Below are 17,623 nucleotides of genomic sequence, written 5' to 3'. Positions count from 1 at the left end.
TGGAGCCCGAAAGAGCGATGGAGCGGCGAACCAGCGGCAGGAATTGACCGCCTGCTTTTATCACCATAATCTCCTTCGAATACCTACTTGCCAGTCAGAGCAAACCTCAACATGGCCAGTCGAAATATCTCCGAGATGGTCTGCCCGGGGTGTCGGTCCGTCTACCGACGGTCCTTAAGATCGTCAGCAAGGCCGGAGACCGGGCAATTCTCATGTAGCGCCTGTGGGGCACTCATCGCCCAATGGCATACACCCCTCGTGCCCATCTACACTAGGAGCGACCAGGCAGACTTACTTTCGACGAAGCCCGTAGAGTTCCCTCGCAACACAAAGTTCGGTTTCGCGAGGGCTATAGCAAACGAGATCTGCGAAGCTGGAACCGACCTACCGTTTTTTCAACACAACCTCCGGTCATCATAAAACCTAGCGACTTTCCAAGAGATATGACTTCAACGGAACATGCCTCGATATCCCGACGGCGTGATTCGCGCCAACCCGCTAGGAAACCAGCTTGGATACCAGGCCCTTGAGACCGCGGGGAACATTATTGGTCTAAACGTTGCTGCAACCCAGTTCTTGCCCGTTGCGTCTGCCCAAAGCGCCTCAGAAGACCGTCGATGACCGGCCAGAACAGCAGCACGATCGCCAGCGTCGTGATCGAGCCGACCAGGCCGTTCGACCAGAACACCTTGAGGTCGCCGCCGGAGCCGATCATCGACAGACGAAAAGCATCCTCGGCACGGTTGCCAAGCACCAGGGCCAGCGTGAATGGCGCCAGCGGAATGCCGATCTTCTTGAAGACGTAGCCGACGATGCCGAAGCCGAGCATCAGCCAGATGTCGAACATCGCGTTCTGGATCGCATAGGCCCCGATCGCGCAGGACACCACGATCATCGGCGCCACCGCGGCGAACGGCACGCGCAGGATCGAGGCGAAGATCGGCACCGTCGTCAGCACCAGCACGAGGCCGACGACGTTGCCGAGATACATCGAGGCGATCAGGCCCCAGACGAAGTCCTTGTGCTCGACGAACAGCAGCGGGCCCGGATTGAGCCCCCACACCATCAGGCCGCCGAGCAGGATCGCCGCGGTGCCCGAACCGGGAATGCCGAGCGCCAGCATCGGCAGCAGCGCCGAGGTGCCCGAGGCATGTGCCGCCGTCTCCGGCGCGAACACGCCTTCGATGCGGCCCTTGCCGAAACTTTCGGGATCCTTGGCGAAACGCTTGGCAAGGTTGTAGCCCATGAAGGAGGCCGCGATCGCGCCGCCCGGGGTGATGCCGAGCCAGCAGCCGATGAAGGAGGAGCGCAGCAGCGTCACCCAGTATTTCGGCAGATCCTTCCAGACGCCGAGCACGACGCGGAGCGAAATGCTCGCCGCATGTCCGCGCAGCGCCAGCCGCTCCTCCATGGTCAGCAGGATCTCGCTGATGCCGAACAGGCCGATGACGGCGACCAGGAAGTTGATGCCGCGGAGCAGCTCCGGCGAGCCGAAGGTCATGCGCAGATTGCCCGACACGGTATCCATGCCGATGCCGGCCAGCAGCAAGCCCAGCGACATCGAGATGACCGTCTTGTGCTTGGCCTCGCGCCCCAATCCGACGAAGGAGCAGAAGGTGAGCAGATAAACCGCGAAGAACTCGGGCGGGCCGAACTTCAACGCAAAGGACGAGATCATCGGCGCAAGGAACGTGATCAGCAGCACCGCGACCAGCGAGCCGATGAAAGAGGATGTGAACGCCGCGGTCAGCGCCTCCGCCGCCCTGCCCTGCTGCGCCATCGGATAGCCGTCGAATGTGGTCGCCACCGACCAGGCTTCGCCGGGGATGTTGAACAGGATCGAGGTGATGGCACCGCCGAACAGCGCACCCCAATAGATGCAGGACAGCATCACGATCGCCGAGGTCGGATCCATCGTGAAGGTGAGCGGCAGCAGGATCGCAACGCCGTTGGGGCCGCCGAGCCCCGGCAGGACGCCGACGAAGATCCCGAGCACCAGCCCGACCATCATCAGGAGGACCGTCTTCCACGTCAGCAGAACGACAAAACCGTGAAGCAGGAGACCGAAAGCTTCCATCGCAAATTCCGCCTAGCGGCCGAAGGCCGCTTCGAGCGGCCCTTTCGGCATGATGACGTCGAAGGCGATGTCGAAGGTGACGAACATGATCGCCGTGAACAGCAAGGCGGTGAGCAGCGACTTCCACAGCGCGATCTTGCCGACGAAGCGCATGAAGCCCGAGATCAGGAGGAAGCTCGCGACATAGAGGCCGAGGAACTGCATCACCAGGCAGAACAGCAGCGTCGGCACGAATACCGCCAGCACGCGGCGGGCCTGCGCGCGCGTGACGAAGGTTCCGGACGCGGTACGACGCGCAAGCAGGGACACGATCAGGCCGTAGAGGCTGCCGCCGCCGAGGATGACCGAGAGATAGAACGGGAAATAACCGGGTTCGGGCCCGGTCGAATCCCAGGACGCGCCGGTGCGCCAATTGTCGTAGCCGAGCGTCACGGCCAGCGCGAGCAACAGGAGACAGACGACGATCTCGATCGTGCCGGAGGAGACGACGGAGGGCGAGTCGTCTTCAGGCGCGGTCGGATCGTCGACGACGATTTCTAGATCGGTTTGGGACATGAGCTCTGGTGCACAGCTGGGAATTGTCAGCCTCTACCCGTTCTTGCGGGAAGAGGCTGAGGCCGCATCCGCGGCCGTTTTTGGAACGCCGAAGCCAAAGCTTCGGCGATGACGAAGCGCCGGGTGAGGGGCTCTCTCCACGGGCTCGACTCGCGCAGAGGGCCCCTCACCCCAACCCTCTTCCGGTAAGAACGGGGCGAGGGAGAAGAGGCAGACGGCTACTTCGCGACGAATCCGGCTTCCGTCATCAGCGACTTGTTCTGCGCATCATCCTCCTCGAGGAACTGCACCATGTCCTTGCCGGTGAGGAAGATCGGCTTCAGCGCTTGCTTCTCCATGTACTCCTTGTACTCCGCGGTCTGCGTCACCTTGTGGAAGAGATCGACATAGAACGCCTGCTGCTCGGCCGTGACCTTGCCGGGCAGGAACATCGCGCGCAGCATCAGATATTGCACGTCGACCCCCTCCTCCTTGCAGGTCGGGATGTCGGCCCAGGACTGCGTCTCCGTCACCTTGCTGGTGTAGGCGATGCGCTCCTTGTCGAACACGCAGAGCGGACGCACCTGGCCCGCGCGCCAGACTTCGAGATTTTCTGAGGGGTTGTTGACGTTGGCTTCGGTGTGGTTGCCGACCAGCTGGGTCGCGGCCTCGCCGCCGGACTTGTAGGGCAGATAGGAGAACTTCGCGCCGGTCTTCTGCTCGAGGAAGACGGTCAGCACGTGATCCTCGCGCTTGGAGCCGGTGCCGCCCATCTTGAACGGCGCGCTCGCGGCCTTCGCGGCCGCGACGAACTCCTTCACCGTCTTGGGGCCCGCGCTGTTGTCCCAGAGCACGAACTGGTCGAGCGCGACCACCGAAACCGGGGTCAGCTCACGCCAGTTGAACGGGATCTTCGCCGACAGCGGCAGCATGTAGATCAGCGAATAGGCGATCAGCACCTTGTTCGGATCGCCCTCGCTGGACTTCATGTACATCAGCGCTTCCGCACCCGAGGCGCCGCCCTTGAGCGAGACGACGATCGGCTGCTTCATCAGATTGTTCTTCTGGATCGCGGCCTGCATCATCCGCGCCATCTGGTCTGACGCGCCGCCCGCGCCCGCCGCCACCACGATCTCGACCGGCTTTGCTGGCTCCCAGCCCGCAACAGCTGGCGTGCCGCACAGCGCGGCCGCAAGCGCCATTGCGGCCTTCATTCCATGTCCCACGTGCGTCTTCCCTATGCTCTTGTTTGGATTGGAAATTCAGAGATGAATTCAACACCCATTGTGCTGGCGAATTGGACTAAGTTCAAGCCGTCCGACGTCATCCCGGTTATGACTTTGGAATAAGGCAAGTCCCGCGCGATTGCGTTACAAGCGAGTCGCTGCTCGCGTGAGGAGGGGCGGAAAAGAGCTCAATGGCCTTGATCGGGTCCGGAGATCCTCGAGATGCTCAGATGATTCGATTTTTCCTAATTTTAGACAAATTCAGAGTGTGAAGTGATGCCGCGCCTGCTCTATATCAACGAGAAATTTGGCCACGACGCGACGATCATCTTGGACAACGGAGACGCCTGTTGGATCTCCGTCGGCAAGAAGGGCGTCTTGGTACGGTCTCACAAGCACAGCTTTTGGGGCGGAATGCTGGGAAGCCTATTGGGTCCAAAGCTATATCAGGAGCGGAATGTCTACCAAGCACTCAGCGTTGCCCAAGCTCTCACGGCAACGCTTCGGCCGGTTCCACAAATTAAGTGCAAGGACGCGATGCTCAAAGCATTCTGCACAGCAGTCTGGCACTGCTCTTCCCCTGCACGTGTTAAGGCCGTATTGAATGATCCGGCATTGCTCGCGGCGTAACATCGTGCGAGCAAGATCGCTTCACCCAGTCCATTTTTGCTTCCCCGCCGCGCTTGCAATTTTCTGATCCAACCATAGTCCTGAAGTATGAATACGCGTAGAAAAGTAGACCTGAGCCCCGTTCCCGAGCGGAAGAGAACGCGCTGGAAAGTGCAGTGGGGCGTGCCCGCCCGAGCCGCTGGCGGAACCGCAAGAGCAGCTGCGCTATCGGGCGAGGAGCGAAGGGAGATTGCGCGGAAGGCTGCCAAGGCCCGTTGGGCGAGATACTTGCCGCAGGCGTCGCATGAAGGTGTCCTTCACTTTGGAGACATCGATATCGAAGTTGCCGTCCTCGACGACGGTCAACGTGTGATCACTCACGATGGCGTTATGGTAGGCCTAGGCCGCATTCGGCCACCCAAAGGACGCCAGCATTACAGGGCCGGCGCCAATCTCCCTGCTTTTTTGACAGTGCAGAATCTAGCGCCCTTTGTCGGCGAAGGCCTAGCTATGATCGCTAAGCAGATTGAATTCCGCACCAAACAAGGCGTGAAAACGTTCGGTTACGCGCCGGACTTCCTCCCAGCGATCTGTGATGTCTTCGCGCGCGCCCAACGGGCCGGAGCTCTCAAGGTCGCTCAGCGCAAGATTGCTCACCGCGCCGGAATTATCGCGGAGCACCTCCAACGATCAGGCACGACGTGCCTCATTGATAAAGCTACAAGTTACCGAGAAACTCGCGAGATCTAGACCCGTCGGGATGGCTATGGCCGCGAGGAGTGAATCCAAGTGTGCCGCACGATCTTAGTTCCGCAACATCAACCTAGGCCGTGTACTCAAAGGCGGCTGGCCGCCTGATGTCTGCTCCCCCCTAATAGCGGCGGAAAAACGGACATCTCCCGAGGTCGCTGAAGGGACAAAGGCTGCCTTGGCCAGGCCGAATGGCCCTGATCGGCTCGCCTCCCGAAAGCTGCCCCTCGGTAGTCAGAGCAAAAAGGTAGCTAGGCGCCACCCCCTTTAGCGGCGGTGGCTAGCTCTCGCTGAGGACCTGCCTTGCGTTCGCGGATGCTATCTTACCGTCCCAACATAGTATCCTTCGGCTTGGCCATCCTCCGAGAACTTGGGACAGACGCAAAAGCCTCCCGGCGAGCTGCGTGTCGGACACACGACCCTTGGCGTTCCCGACGGCAGTTCGGACGCATTCACGAGGCACTGCGATTTAGGTGTTGGGTCGTGCGGCGTGCTTTTAGCGAACACGTCTGTACCAGCACCGGCCAGCAAAAGAACAACCAGGACGACCTGAAAGAAGCACACGCGTGAATCCTAATGCGATGACACGAGTGCGGCTAGGCTGAAAGCCACCACGCACGCAGCAGCCAAGGACCACAGTGTTATGAGGACCTCTCTCGGCATACCTCTAGACCAACGCAGCGGTTCCTGCGGCTCCAAGTTTACAATTCCGATTGAAAGTTTTGGGCAAGAAATAGATTTCAAGGCCCCGCATCGTAGCTTCTGCAGTGTCAATTCAATAGATCGGTTACTTGCCCTTCCAGTTCGGCGTTCGCTTGTTGAGGAAGGCGTCCATGCCCTCGCGGAAATCTTCGCTCATATAGGCCTTCAGGATCAGGTCCTCGCCTTCCTCGCGCGACAGCGTACGGCGGATGCGGCGCACGGCTTCCTTGGTCGCCTCCAGCGTCAGCGGCGCGTGGCTTGCGACGAGTTTTGCCGTCTCGTCGGCGCGGCGCTGCAGCGTCTCGACATCAGGGACGATCTCGTTGAGCAAGCCGAGCGCTAGCGCTTCCTGCGCCTCGACGAGGCGCGCCTTGAAGATCATATCCTTGGTGCGGGCGGGCCCGACCAGCGCGACGACGCGGCTGATGTTCGACATCGACAGGCAGTTGCCGAGCGTGCGCGCGATCGGAAAGCCCATCCGCATCGTCTCGGTGCCGATACGGAGGTCGCAGCAGGCTGCAATGCCGGCGCCGCCACCGGTGCAGGCGCCGGCGATGGCGGCGATCACGGGTACGCGGCACTGCTCGAGCGTGCCGAGCACGCGGTCGATCCGGGCCTCGTAGTCGAGCGCGTCCTGCGCGGTCTTGAACGCACGGAACTGGGAAATGTCGGTGCCGGAGGCGAACGCCTTGTCGCCGGCCCCAGTCAGGATCAGCGCCTTGATCGAGCGATCGGCGTTGATCTCCAGACAGATCTCGGCCATGCGGTCATACATGGCGAAGGTCATTGCGTTGCGCGCCTGCGGGCGGTTGAAGGTGATCCGCGCGATGCCGTCCTGGACGGAGTAGAGCAGGTCTTCGTTAGCGGTCGTCGGTGCGTTCATCGCGCGCTCTCTTCTTCTCTCGGTCAGTCCAGGCTAGCTGGGCTCTAGGCCACCTGGGCCTTGGTCATCGGCACCACGTCGCGCCCCTTCAGGACGTCCATGGCCGCCAAGACGCCGCCGCTCCGGTGCGGAATCTTGGCCAGATCCAGACCCATCTCGACCCCGGCGAGCGTGCCCATCAGCATCAGATCGTTGAAATGGCCGATATGGCCGATCCGGAACACCTTGCCCTTGACCTTGTTCAGGCCGGTGCCGAGCGACATGTCGAAGGCTTCCAGCACCACCTTGCGGAAGGCGTCGGCGTCATGGCCATCCGGCACGCGCACGCCGGTCAGCGCCGGCGAGTGCGCCGCCGGATCGGCGCACTGCGTCTCCAGGCCCCAGACCTTGACCGCCGCGCGCGTCGCCGCGCTGTGACGCTTGTGGCGGGTCCAGACGTTCTCCAGCCCCTCCTCTTCCAGCATCTTCACCGCTTCGCGCAGTCCGTAGAGCAGGTTGGTCGCGGGCGTATAGGGGAAGGTGCCGAGCTTGTTGAAGCTGATCACCTCCTGCCAATCCCAATAGGAGCGCATGCCCGGATTGGCTTTCGCCACGGCCAGCGCCTTGTCCGAGACGGCGTTGAAGCCGAGGCCGGGCGGCAGCATCAGGCCCTTCTGCGAGCCGGCGACCGAGACGTCGATGCCCCAGGCGTCGTGCTCATATTCCATCGAGCCGAGGCCGGAGATGGTATCGACCATCAGCAGCGCCGGATGCTTGACGCGGTCGAGCAGCTTGCGCACCTCCAGCGGCGGCGTCACGCAGCCGGTCGAGGTCTCGTTGTGAACGACGCAGACCGCCTTGATCGCGTGCTGCTTGTCGGCGACCAGGCGCTTCTCGATCTCGGCGAGGTCGGCGCCGTGGCGCCAGTCGCTCGGGATGAAGTCGACGTCGAGCTTGAACTTGTCGGCGATGCCGCGCCACAGCACGGCGAACTGGCCGGTTTCGCACATCAGGAGCTTGTCGCCGGGCGAGAACACATTGACCATCGCCGCTTCCCAGGCGCCGGTGCCGGACGAGGGGAAGATGATCACGGGCTGCTTGGTGCGGAACACCCGCTGCATCGAGGCGAGAACCGCAAAACCGAGCTCGGCGAACTCCGGACCACGATGGTCCAGCGTCGGCATGTCCATCGCCCGCAGCACCCGGTCGGGCACATTGGTCGGTCCTGGAATCTGTAGGAAATGCCTTCCAGTGTGCACGGTCATCGGCGTCCTTCCCGGTCTTCGAGGCTGTCTTGGCTCGAGCGCCCGTGGGCCCGCATTGAGGGCTCCGGCGAGCCGCTCGCATATCACTATTCGCCGGGCTTGTCCCTCGCCCGGCGGGGTCCGTCAATGCACAAGAAGCAGGGCTCGCTTGCCAAGGGCCGTGACGGGAGGCAAGACGGTGCCGGCGAACAGGCGAGAGCGGACCATGGCGGCGGAAGTGGCTGGAAAATCACCGGAATCGGTCCAAACGGACCGTCTGGCAGCACGTCTGGCCCGGGAAATCACTGGCGACGTCCTGTTCGACGGCTTCAGCCGCGGCCGCTACGCCACCGACGCCTCGTTCTACCAGATCTTGCCGGCCGGCGTGGTGGTGCCCCGGACCATGGACGAGGCGCTGCGGGCCATGGCGATCGCCCGCGACGAGGGACGCAAGGTCACCCCGCGCGGCGGCGGCACTTCCCAATGCGGCCAGACCGTCAATGACGGGCTGGTGGTCGATCTCTCCAAGCACCTCAACCGGATCCTGGCACTCGACGTCGAGGGCCGGACCTGCGTGGTCGAGCCCGGCATCGTGCTCGACGACCTCAACCGCCAGCTCAGGAAGCACGGCCTTTGGTTTCCGGTCGACGTCTCCACGGCGTCGCGTGCCACCATCGGCGGCATGGCCGGCAACAATTCCTGCGGCGGCCGCAGCCTTCGCTATGGCACCATGCGCGACAACACGCTGTCGATGGAGGCGGCGCTGGCCGACGGCACGCTCAGCCGCTTCGGCGAGGTCTCGCGCGATCTCTCCGATGTCGAGGCCGGCGACAGCGCACGCGCCCTGTTCCGCGACATGCTCGAGCTCGGGGCCCACGAAGCCGACGAGATTGCCGCGCGCTTTCCAAACGTGCAGCGCCGCGTCGGCGGCTACAATCTCGATGCGCTGGTGCCGCGCAATGCGCGCAACAACATGGCGCATCTCCTGGTCGGCTCCGAGGGGACGCTGGCCTTCACCACCAAGGTCGAGCTGAAGCTGTGGCCTGTGATCCGTAACAAGGCGCTCGGAATCTGCCATTTCGGTAGCTTCTACGAGGCGATGGATGCGGCTCAGCATCTGGTCAAGCTGAAACCGATCGCGGTCGAGCTGGTTGATCGCACCATGCTCGCGCTCGGTCGCGACATCGCGATGTTCAGGCCCATCATCTCGGCCGCGATCAAGGGCGATCCTGACGCCGTGCTGGTGGTCGAGTTCGCGGAAGAAGACCAGGCGGATAACCTGACGCGCCTCGAGCAGCTCGGCGAGCTGATGGGCGATCTCGGCTTCGGCTGGACCAACGAGACGCGCAAATGGGGCGGCGTGGTCGAGATATCAGAGCCGGCGCTGCAGAGCGGCATCGCCGATTTCCGCGCCGCCGGCCTCAACGTCATGATGTCGATGAAGCAGGAAGGCAAGCCGGTCTCCTTCGTCGAGGACTGCGCCGTGCCGCTGCCGCATCTGGCCGACTACACCGCGCGGCTGAACGAAGTCTTCGCCAGACACGGCACCAGCGGCACGATGTATGCACACGCGTCCGAGGGCTGTCTGCATGTGCGCCCGGTGCTGAATTTGAAGCTGGAGAAGGACGTCAAGGCGATGCGCGCCATCGCCGAGGAGGCGTTCGCGCTGGTGCGCGAGTACAAGGGCTCGCATTCCGGCGAACACGGCGACGGCCTGGTGCGCTCCGAATTCCACGAGACGATGTTCGGCGAGCGTCTCGTCGCCGACTTCAGGGAAGTGAAGCAGCGCTTCGATCCCGACGGCGTTCTCAATCCCGGCAAGATCGTCGACGCGCCCAGGATGGACGATCGCTCGCTGTTCCGCTTCAAGCCCGACTATCGCGTCGGCGAGCTGAAGACCAAGCTCGACTGGTCGGCCTGGCCGGGCGCCGGCGGCGGCTTCCAAGGCGCGGTCGAGATGTGCAACAACAACGGCGCCTGCCGCAAGCTCGAGGGCGGCGTGATGTGCCCGTCCTATCGTGCGACGCGCAACGAGAAGGATGTCACACGGGGCCGGGCGAACACGCTGCGGCTGGCGATCTCCGGCCAGCTCGGCGAGGGCGCGCTTTCTTCCGACGAAATGATGGAGACGCTGAAACTCTGCGTCTCCTGCAAGGCCTGCCGCCATGAATGCCCGACCGGCGTCGACATGGCCAAGATGAAGATCGAAGTGCTCGCCGCACGCGTCACCTCCCACGGCCTGACGCTGCGCGATCGCCTGGTCGGTTATCTCCCGCACTATGCCGGCCTCGCCTCGCGCTTCGCGCCACTGGCGAATTTGCGCAATCGCAGCCCGCTATTGCGAAAGCTGTTCGAGCGCTTTGCCGGCATCAGCGCGCGCCGCGCCCTGCCCGCCTTCCGCAGCGACGTGTTTGCGCCGCCGGCGGAAGCGGTTGGACCCGAGACCGGCCGCGAGGTCGTCCTGTTCGCCGACACCTTCAACCGCATCTATGAGCGCGAGAACCTCGACGCAGCGCTGCGCGTGCTCGTGGCCGGCGGCTATCGCGTGCATCTGCCGAAGCCTGCGAGCGGCAGCCGTCCTCTGTGCTGCGGGCGCACGTTCCTCTCCGCCGGTCTCGTCGACGAGGCCAGGGCCGAGCTCGATCGTCTGGTGGCGGCCTTTGCGCCCTTCGCCGCGCGCGGCGTGCCGATCGTCGGTCTCGAGCCGAGCTGCCTGCTGACACTGCGAGACGAGCTCGCTTCGCTGCGCAAGGACAATGACGCCAAGGCGGTCGGCGCACATGCGCTGACCTTCGAGGAATTCCTGGTGCGCGAGGCCGAGGCGGGTCGGCTGCAATTGCCGCTCGGCGCCGTCGCCGACAAGGCAATGGTGCACGGCCATTGCCATCAAAAATCCTTCGGCGCCTTCAAGCCCGTCGAGCAGGTGCTGCGCCTCGTCCCCGGCCTGAAAGTCGAGACCATCGAGTCCAGCTGCTGCGGCATGGCCGGCGCGTTCGGCTATGGCGCGGACACCTACGATGCCTCGATCGAGATGGCCGAGCTGTCGCTGCTGCCCGCCGTGCGGCGCGCTGATCAGGCTGCGCTCATCGTCGCCGACGGCACATCTTGCCGCCACCAGATCCACGACGGCGCGCGACGCGAGGCGCTTCACGTCGCGCGCGTGCTGGCGATGAGCCTTGATCGCGCCGAAACCAATTCCACCTCAACCGCTGCAAAGGAAACCAACCATGGCTGACCTCACCCTCGACACCGCCCGCAAGATTCTCGACGCCGCCTTCGCGAAGGCCGGCGAGCTCAAGCTCAAGCCGCTGGTCGTCACCATCCTCGACGCCCGCGGCGTGCTCAAGCTCGCCGCGGCGCAGGACGGCATCAGCCTGATGCGCGGCGAGATCGCGCACGGCAAGGCCTATGGCGCGCTCGCCATGGGCATGGGCTCACGTGCGCTGTTCCAGCGCGCCCAGGAGCAGGCCTATTTCATCGATGCCGTGAACACCCTGGCCAAGGGCGCGCTGGTGCCGGTCCCCGGCGGCGTGCTGATCATGGACGGCACGACGCTGCTCGGCGCCGTCGGCGTCTCCGGCGACACCTCCGACAATGACGAGGCCTGCGCGCTCGCGGGTATCCAGGCTGCGGGGCTGAAGGCCAACGCGGGGTAGCTTGTCACTCCGGGGCGCGCCACTTGGCGCGAGCCCAGAATCCATTTCGCCGTATCGCGTGCTGCATGATGGATTCCGGGCTCGCGCTACGCGCGCCCCGGAATGACCGCGGAGGATGCGACTACATCCTCTTTCGAAATCGAACTGAGCTCGTGGACCGCACTTTCGTGCCCCGGACGCAGCGCAGCGCCTCTTCGGCGTTACGGCGCAGAGCCGGGGCCCATCCTAACGAATGTCCCCGTCCGCCGCTGGGTCCCGGCTCTGCGCCGCAACGCTCACGCGCTGCAGCGCGTCCGGGACACGAGGTCGAGCTCTTCTTCTACCTTCCCGTCCAGACCGGCTTCCTCTTCTCGCTGAACGCTTTCAGGCCTTCCTTGGCGTCCTCGGTCATCGCGAGCAGCGCGATCTGGCTTTCGGTGTAGGCGATGCTCTCGTCGAACGACATCGAGGCGATGGCACGCATGGCGTATTTGCCGCGACGGATCGCGGTCGGCGATTTGTCGACGATGCGGCCGATCAGCCAGTCGACCTTGGCATCGAGCTCGGCCGTCGGCACGGTGTAATTGAGCAGGCCCGCGCTCAGCGCCGCCTTGGCATCGAAGGGCTCGCCGGTGAGCGCCCATTCGTTGACGAGACGCGGCGGCGCGATACTCTGCAACAGGCTCAGCACCTGCATCGGGAACACGCCGACCTTCACCTCCGGCAGGCCGAAGATGACGTGATCGGCCGCAACCGCCATGTCGGTCATGCACAAGAGGCCCATGCCGCCGGCCATGCAGACGCCGCCGACCCGTGCAATCGCCGGTTTGGTGGCGTTCTGTGACAAACGTAACAGATCGGCATAGTCGACATTTGGTTTGGAATGGTCCATCGCGAAAGCCGCGCCGGAATTCTGCAAGTCGGCGCCCGCACAGAACGCCTTGTCGCCCGCGCCCGTCAGCACGATGACGCGGACGTCCTTGTCGTCATGCGCGTCGCGATAGCCTTTGGTGATGCCGGCGATGACCTCGCCGTTCAGCGCGTTGCGTTTCTCCGGCCGGTTGATGGTGATCCAGAATGCCTGCCCGCGCTTCTCAGTGATGATTGCCGTGGTATCGGTCATGGTACGCTCGCTTCCTTGTCTTCCGTTTTGCAGCCATTTGCGGCAGGACCGGCAGCGCGCGCAAGGGCAATCTGCAACGCTGTCTCACCATAGCGTGTGGGCGCAAATTCGCATGGCGATTGAATTAACGGCGACGACCGCTATCCTGACTGGAGATTTTGATCACCGATGAGCCATTTCATGCGCACCGCGACGATTTTGTTGCTGGCAGGCTTGCTCGTGCTGAGCGCAGGACCTGCAAGCCGCGCGGCCGACGCCGCCAAGCTCGCGCTGGTGATCGGCAACGCAAGATACCCCGACAACGAATTCGTGCTGAACGAGGTCACCAACGATGCTCAGGACGTCACTGAAGAATTGAAGCGCGACGGCTTCGTCGTCGATCGCCAGAGCAATCTCACGGCCGACGCCATGCGGCAGGTGCTGGATCGCTTCTATGCCCGCATCGAACGCGGCGCGGTGGCGCTGATCTTCTTCGACGGTCTTGCCATCCAGTCCAACCGGCAGACCTACCTGCTTCCGGTCGACGCGCAGATCTGGACCGAGCCGGACGTGGCGCGCGACGGCTTCAGCCTCGATGTCATCCTCGCCGAAATGAACACGCGCGGCGCCGCGATCAAGATCGCGCTGATCGATGCCTCGCGCCGCAACCCGTTCGAGCGGCGCTTCCGCCGCTATTCGGCGGGCCTTGCGCCTGCGATCGCACCGAGCAATTCGCTCGTGCTCTACTCCGCAGCGCTCGGCGCGGTTGCCGCCAGCGGCAAGACCGAGCACGGCCTGTTCGTCGCCGAGCTGCTCCGCGAGATGCGCGCGCCGAACATCAGCGCCGAGCAAGCCCTGACCAACACCAAGAACGGCGTGGTCGCCGCCACCAAGCGGGAGCAGGTGCCGTGGCTGTCGTCCTCGCTGACCACGGAATTCTCGTTCGCAGGTTCGGTGGCGCAGCCGGCCAACAACAAGGCCGGCGACCCGACGAAGCCAGAGCCTCAGAAACCGGAGCCGCAGAAGCCGGTCTGCGAGGCGCCGCAAGCGGAGCCGCCCCCGAGCGCCGACGATCTCGCCAAGGATCCCGTCATCGCCGATCTCAGCCGCAAGATCGCGGCGAACGCAAATGACGTCGCCTCGCGCTACAAGCGCGGCCAGGTCTATGCGATCAAGCGCGCCTATGCGCTCGCCATGCAGGATTTCGACCTTGTGATCCGCAAGGATCCCAGGGATGGCGAGGCGCTCAACAACCGGTGCTGGACGCGCGCTGCGACCGGCGATCTGCAGGGCGCGCTCGCCGACTGCAATCTTGCGCTCCAGATCGATCCCGGATTGAGCGATGCGCTCGACAGCCGCGGGCTCGTCAACCTCAAGCTCGGCCGGACTGCTGAGGCGATCAAGGACTACAACGACGCGATCCAGCGCAACCCGCGCTCGTCATCGTCGCTGTTCGGCCGCGGCATTGCCACCCGCAAAAGCGGCAGCGACGGCGCCACGGACATCGCGCAGGCGAAGTCAATGAACCCTGACATCGCGAAAGAGTTCGCGGGCTACGGCGTCACGGAATGCGTGCCCTGAGCCGCAGGGGCTTTCCTGATCCAGACCTTGTTGTCATGGAAGGCGGCCCCGCCGATCGGCGCGACGGTTTCGGCTCCCGTCAGCATGTTGATGCCGCGCCCGCCGATATGGTTCTTGTTGGGATGAACGGACTCCGCGATCAGGACGCCGCGCCGCACTCCGTCGAACAGCGTCGCGACCAGCGAGGTCTCGCCGCGGGTATTGCCGAGCGTCACCGCATCGCCGTCGGCAATGTCGAGCGCGGCTGCATCCAGGGGATGGATCATCACGCTCGCCTTGCCTTCCCGCGCCTGCGAGGACGGGGTCTCGTTGAAGGTGGTGTTGAGGAAGCTGCGCGAAGGGCTGGTCGCAAGCCGGAACGGATGGGCTTGGTCGGACTGCTCGATCACCGCCCAGTGGTCCGGCAACGCCGGCATCTTGTCGAAATCGCCCATCGTCACGCCGAACGGCGGATGCGCCCAGTCTGCCCTAAAATGGAATTTCCCGTCGGCATGGGCAAAGCCATCGAGAAAATGCGAGGTGCGGAAGTCCGGTTGCAGGTCGCGCCAGATGTCGGCTTCGAGGCCGGCGATGTCGCCGTGGTTGCTGAGCTTCAGCGTCGCGTCGATCAATTCGCGCGGCGTCATCTCGAAACCTCGATGCTTGGCGCCGAGCCGCGGGGCCAGCCCCTGCAGGACCTCGTGGTTGGAGCGGCATTCGCCGGGCGGATCGATCAGCTTCGGCCCGACCGAGATGTGCTGGTGGCCGCCGCCGTAATAGAGATCGTCATGCTCCATGAACATGGTCGCCGGCAGCACGATGTCGGCCATCTGAGCCGTCTCGGTCAAGAACTGCTCGTGCACCGCGACGAACAGATCCTCGCGCGCAAAGCCCTGGGCTACCAGCGCCTGCTCCGGCGCCACGGTCATCGGGTTGGTATTCTGGATCAGCATCGCCTTGACCGGCCCCCTGCCGCGCAGGGCCTCGGCATCGCCAGTGAGGATACGGCCGATCTTCGACTGGTCGAGTGCGCGGATGTTCTGGTCGATGGCGTCGTGGCCCTCGATGATGGATTCGTTGAAATGCCACAGCGCGTAATTGTTGAAGAAGGCGCCGCCGCCTTCATACTGCCAGGCGCCGGTCACCGCGGGAATGCAGGTCGCGGCATGCATCTGCGTCGCGCCGTTGCGCGAGCGGGTGAAGCCGTAGCCGAGCCGGAAGAAGGTCCGCTTGGTCTCGCCGACCGCCTTGGCGAACGCCTCGATCTCCGCCACCGGTACGCCGCAAATCGCAGAGGCCCATTCCGGCGTGCGCGTCTTCAGATGCTTCTCGAGCTCGGCAGGACAATCGGTGTATTTGTCCATATAGGCGCGGTCGGCATAGCCGTCGCGGAACAGGACGTGCATGACGCCGCAGGCAAAGGCACCGTCGGTGCCGGGCCGCAGGATGATCTTGATGTCAGCCTGCTTCATGGTCTCGTTGTCGTAGATGTCGACCGCCGCGATTCTGGCGCCGCGCTCCTTGCGTGCGCGCGAGGCGTGGGTCATCACGTTGACCTGGGTGTTGACGGGGTTGGTGCCCCAGATCACGACGAGGTCGGAGAGCGCCATCTCGCGCGGATCGACGCCGGCGATCTTGCCGGTGCCGATGGCATAGCCGATGCGCGCGACATTGGCGCAGATGGTCTGATAGAAGCGGGAATATTTCTTCACATGCGTGAGGCGGTTGAGGCCGTCGCGCATCACGAGGCCCATCGTGCCGGCGTAGTAATAGGGCCAGATCGATTCCGCGCCGAACTCGCGCTCGGCCGCGTTGAAGCGATGCCCGATCTCGTCCAGCGCCTCGTCCCAGGAGATCCGCGCGAATTGCCCCGAGCCCTTCGGCCCGATGCGTCGCAGCGGAAATGTCACCCGCTCGGGGTGATGGATGCGCTCGGCGTAGCGGGCGACCTTGGCGCAGACGACGCCGGCCGTATAGGTCTGCTGCTTCGAACCACGGACACGACCGATGCTGCGGCCTTCGACCACCTCGACATCGAGGGCGCAGGCCGACGGGCAATCATGCGGACAGGTCGAATGGCGGATTTCGATCTTGGCGTGCTGGTTCATGGCCAAATTCGTAACACCAAAATACCTGTCAGCCGAGGGCATTTATCCGGCAATGCCCATGCGATTTGCTCAGATCACGTGCGCTGCGGGTTCCTGCTGCGACCGCGAAGAGCGGCGCGCCAGGCCGAAAACGGCACGATATTCCCGGCGTGATCGGCCTCGTCAGCGGTCGACAGTCCGCATTCCCTGCCGTTACAGTGCGGCCAACAAAAACGGGATCAGGGAGGTGGGCATGAAGGCCCGAGGATTCATGCTGGTGGTCGCCGTCGGCCTGCTCGGCGCCTTCTGCGCAGCCCCCTCAAAGGCACAGGATTATCCCAACCGCGCGGTCCGCATCGTCGTGCCCTTCGGCGCCGGCGGACCGGCCGACGTCGCCGCACGGCTGATCGGCAATGTGCTCCAGGAGAGCTTCGGCCAGCCCTTCGTGATCGAGAACCGCACCGGTGCCGGCGGTGTCATCGGCACGATCGAGGCGGCGAAGTCGCCAGCGGACGGCTACACGCTGTTGATGATGTCCAACACCCAGACCGCGAATGAATCGCTGCTGACCCCGGACAAGCGCAAATACGAGCTGATGCGGGACCTCGCGCCGATCGCTCCGGTGAACTTTTCCGATCTCGTCATCGTGGTGAACCCGCAGGTGCCGGCGAAGACACTTGCCGAGTTCATCGCTCTCGCCAAGGCGCAACCGGGCAAGCTGAACTACGCCTCTTCGGGTCAGGGCACGCCGTACCACATGGCCGGCGAGCTGTTCAAAGCCATGGCCGGCGTCGATGTCGTCCACGTTCCCTATCGCAACAGCGGCGAGGCGCGCAGCGGCGTGATCGGCGGACAGGTGCAGATGATGATCGACGCGGTGCCGGCGATGGCGCCGAACATCGCCGAAAATCAGGTGCGCGCGCTCGCGACCACCGGCAAGCAGCGCTCAGCAGTGCTGCCGAGCATGCCAACCGCGATCGAAGCGGGCGTTCCGGGTTATGAGGCGACGATCTGGCTCGGCCTGATGGCTCCTGCGGGAACGCCGAAGCCTGTGATCGACAAACTTAATGCGGCTGTCAACGCAATGGTGAAGCGGCCCGACATCGTCAAGCTCTGGACGGAACAGGGTGCCGTGCCCATGTCGATGACGCCCGAACAGTTCGACAAATTCCTCCGCGGCGATATCGAGAAATGGGCCGACGTCGTCAAGAAGTTCGACAAATCCTGAGGCCGCA

At 63.9% G+C, this 17,623-nt stretch carries 13 protein-coding genes; 6 read left to right on the top strand and 7 right to left on the bottom strand.

The annotated features are described in order from the left end of the window. Nucleotides 1–544 precede the first annotated feature (544 nt). From IVA81_RS34050 to IVA81_RS34040, 3 genes are all read right to left on the bottom strand, one after another. Complete coding sequence (locus tag IVA81_RS34050; protein ID WP_247326439.1) at nucleotides 545–2,077, bottom strand: tripartite tricarboxylate transporter permease; 1,533 nt, start codon at nucleotides 2,075–2,077, stop codon at nucleotides 545–547. A gap of 12 nt (nucleotides 2,078–2,089) precedes the next feature. Next, nucleotides 2,090–2,632 carry a tripartite tricarboxylate transporter TctB family protein gene (locus IVA81_RS34045; RefSeq protein WP_247326436.1) on the bottom strand — a complete coding sequence of 181 codons (543 nt, stop codon included), beginning with the start codon at nucleotides 2,630–2,632 and terminating at the stop codon, nucleotides 2,090–2,092. Nucleotides 2,633–2,850: 218 nt separating this feature from the next. Then, the gene (locus IVA81_RS34040) at nucleotides 2,851–3,825 is read right to left on the bottom strand and encodes a tripartite tricarboxylate transporter substrate-binding protein (protein WP_246921191.1); all 975 of its coding nucleotides are present in this window, start codon (nucleotides 3,823–3,825) and stop codon (nucleotides 2,851–2,853) included. A gap of 288 nt (nucleotides 3,826–4,113) precedes the next feature. On the opposite strand from IVA81_RS34040, the gene IVA81_RS34035 reads away from it, so the two are divergent. Together IVA81_RS34035 and IVA81_RS34030 are read left to right on the top strand one after the other, a co-directional pair. After that, nucleotides 4,114–4,467 (top strand): hypothetical protein, encoded by a 354-nt coding sequence (locus IVA81_RS34035; RefSeq protein WP_247326433.1) that lies wholly within the window; start codon nucleotides 4,114–4,116, stop codon nucleotides 4,465–4,467. A 267-nt stretch (nucleotides 4,468–4,734) separates the two neighbouring features. Further along, nucleotides 4,735–5,196: a hypothetical protein gene (locus tag IVA81_RS34030; protein WP_247326430.1), complete on the top strand. Its 462-nt coding sequence runs from the start codon at nucleotides 4,735–4,737 to the stop codon at nucleotides 5,194–5,196. Nucleotides 5,197–5,983: 787 nt separating this feature from the next. Here IVA81_RS34030 and IVA81_RS34025 read toward each other — a convergent pair. Both IVA81_RS34025 and IVA81_RS34020 read right to left on the bottom strand, forming a co-directional pair. After that, nucleotides 5,984–6,781: an enoyl-CoA hydratase/isomerase family protein gene (locus tag IVA81_RS34025; RefSeq protein ID WP_247326428.1), complete on the bottom strand. Its 798-nt coding sequence runs from the start codon at nucleotides 6,779–6,781 to the stop codon at nucleotides 5,984–5,986. Nucleotides 6,782–6,825: 44 nt separating this feature from the next. Then, entirely contained in the window at nucleotides 6,826–8,025 is a 1,200-nt protein-coding gene (locus IVA81_RS34020; protein WP_247326425.1) for an aminotransferase class V-fold PLP-dependent enzyme, read from the bottom strand. Between the two features lie 205 nt (nucleotides 8,026–8,230). Between IVA81_RS34020 and IVA81_RS34015 the strand changes: the two genes are divergently transcribed. Beyond that, nucleotides 8,231–11,239 carry an FAD-binding and (Fe-S)-binding domain-containing protein gene (locus IVA81_RS34015; RefSeq protein WP_247326423.1) on the top strand — a complete coding sequence of 1,003 codons (3,009 nt, stop codon included), beginning with the start codon at nucleotides 8,231–8,233 and terminating at the stop codon, nucleotides 11,237–11,239. Then, the gene (locus IVA81_RS34010) at nucleotides 11,232–11,660 is read left to right on the top strand and encodes a heme-binding protein (protein ID WP_247326422.1); all 429 of its coding nucleotides are present in this window, start codon (nucleotides 11,232–11,234) and stop codon (nucleotides 11,658–11,660) included. Before IVA81_RS34015 ends, IVA81_RS34010 begins: the two co-directional genes overlap by 8 nt. Nucleotides 11,661–11,979: 319 nt before the next feature. Here IVA81_RS34010 and IVA81_RS34005 read toward each other — a convergent pair whose 3' ends face one another. Continuing rightward, nucleotides 11,980–12,762 (bottom strand): enoyl-CoA hydratase/isomerase family protein, encoded by a 783-nt coding sequence (locus IVA81_RS34005; protein ID WP_247326421.1) that lies wholly within the window; start codon nucleotides 12,760–12,762, stop codon nucleotides 11,980–11,982. Nucleotides 12,763–12,930: 168 nt separating this feature from the next. Between IVA81_RS34005 and IVA81_RS34000 the strand changes: the two genes are divergently transcribed. After that, entirely contained in the window at nucleotides 12,931–14,322 is a 1,392-nt protein-coding gene (locus IVA81_RS34000; RefSeq protein WP_247326419.1) for a caspase family protein, read from the top strand. On the opposite strand, the gene IVA81_RS33995 is transcribed toward IVA81_RS34000, so the two are convergent. Then, nucleotides 14,295–16,409: a molybdopterin oxidoreductase family protein gene (locus IVA81_RS33995; RefSeq protein WP_247326417.1), complete on the bottom strand. Its 2,115-nt coding sequence runs from the start codon at nucleotides 16,407–16,409 to the stop codon at nucleotides 14,295–14,297. The genes IVA81_RS34000 and IVA81_RS33995 overlap by 28 nt on opposite strands. Before the next feature lie 232 nt (nucleotides 16,410–16,641). On the opposite strand from IVA81_RS33995, the gene IVA81_RS33990 reads away from it, so the two are divergent. Continuing rightward, entirely contained in the window at nucleotides 16,642–17,616 is a 975-nt protein-coding gene (locus IVA81_RS33990) for a tripartite tricarboxylate transporter substrate binding protein (protein ID WP_247326416.1), read from the top strand. The last annotated feature ends 7 nt before the right edge of the window (nucleotides 17,617–17,623 follow it).

It is taken from the genome of Bradyrhizobium sp. 141 (assembly GCF_023074055.1).
Classification (GTDB): domain Bacteria; phylum Pseudomonadota; class Alphaproteobacteria; order Rhizobiales; family Xanthobacteraceae; genus Bradyrhizobium.
This window is presented reverse-complemented; position numbering and strand designations above follow the sequence as displayed.

Bases quoted from the DNA above. Each gene is read 5' to 3' on its own strand.
- IVA81_RS34050 (WP_247326439.1), bottom strand. From the start codon at position 2,077: ATGGAAGCTTTCGGTCTCCTGCTTCACGGTTTTGTCGTTCTGCTGACG.
- IVA81_RS34045 (WP_247326436.1), bottom strand. From the start codon at position 2,632: ATGTCCCAAACCGATCTAGAAATCGTCGTCGACGATCCGACCGCGCCT.
- IVA81_RS34040 (WP_246921191.1), bottom strand. From the start codon at position 3,825: ATGAAGGCCGCAATGGCGCTTGCGGCCGCGCTGTGCGGCACGCCAGCT.
- IVA81_RS34035 (WP_247326433.1), top strand. From the start codon at position 4,114: ATGCCGCGCCTGCTCTATATCAACGAGAAATTTGGCCACGACGCGACG.
- IVA81_RS34025 (WP_247326428.1), bottom strand. From the start codon at position 6,781: ATGAACGCACCGACGACCGCTAACGAAGACCTGCTCTACTCCGTCCAG.
- IVA81_RS34020 (WP_247326425.1), bottom strand. From the start codon at position 8,025: ATGACCGTGCACACTGGAAGGCATTTCCTACAGATTCCAGGACCGACC.
- IVA81_RS34015 (WP_247326423.1), top strand. From the start codon at position 8,231: ATGGCGGCGGAAGTGGCTGGAAAATCACCGGAATCGGTCCAAACGGAC.
- IVA81_RS34010 (WP_247326422.1), top strand. From the start codon at position 11,232: ATGGCTGACCTCACCCTCGACACCGCCCGCAAGATTCTCGACGCCGCC.
- IVA81_RS34005 (WP_247326421.1), bottom strand. From the start codon at position 12,762: ATGACCGATACCACGGCAATCATCACTGAGAAGCGCGGGCAGGCATTC.
- IVA81_RS34000 (WP_247326419.1), top strand. From the start codon at position 12,931: ATGAGCCATTTCATGCGCACCGCGACGATTTTGTTGCTGGCAGGCTTG.
- IVA81_RS33995 (WP_247326417.1), bottom strand. From the start codon at position 16,409: ATGAACCAGCACGCCAAGATCGAAATCCGCCATTCGACCTGTCCGCAT.
- IVA81_RS33990 (WP_247326416.1), top strand. From the start codon at position 16,642: ATGAAGGCCCGAGGATTCATGCTGGTGGTCGCCGTCGGCCTGCTCGGC.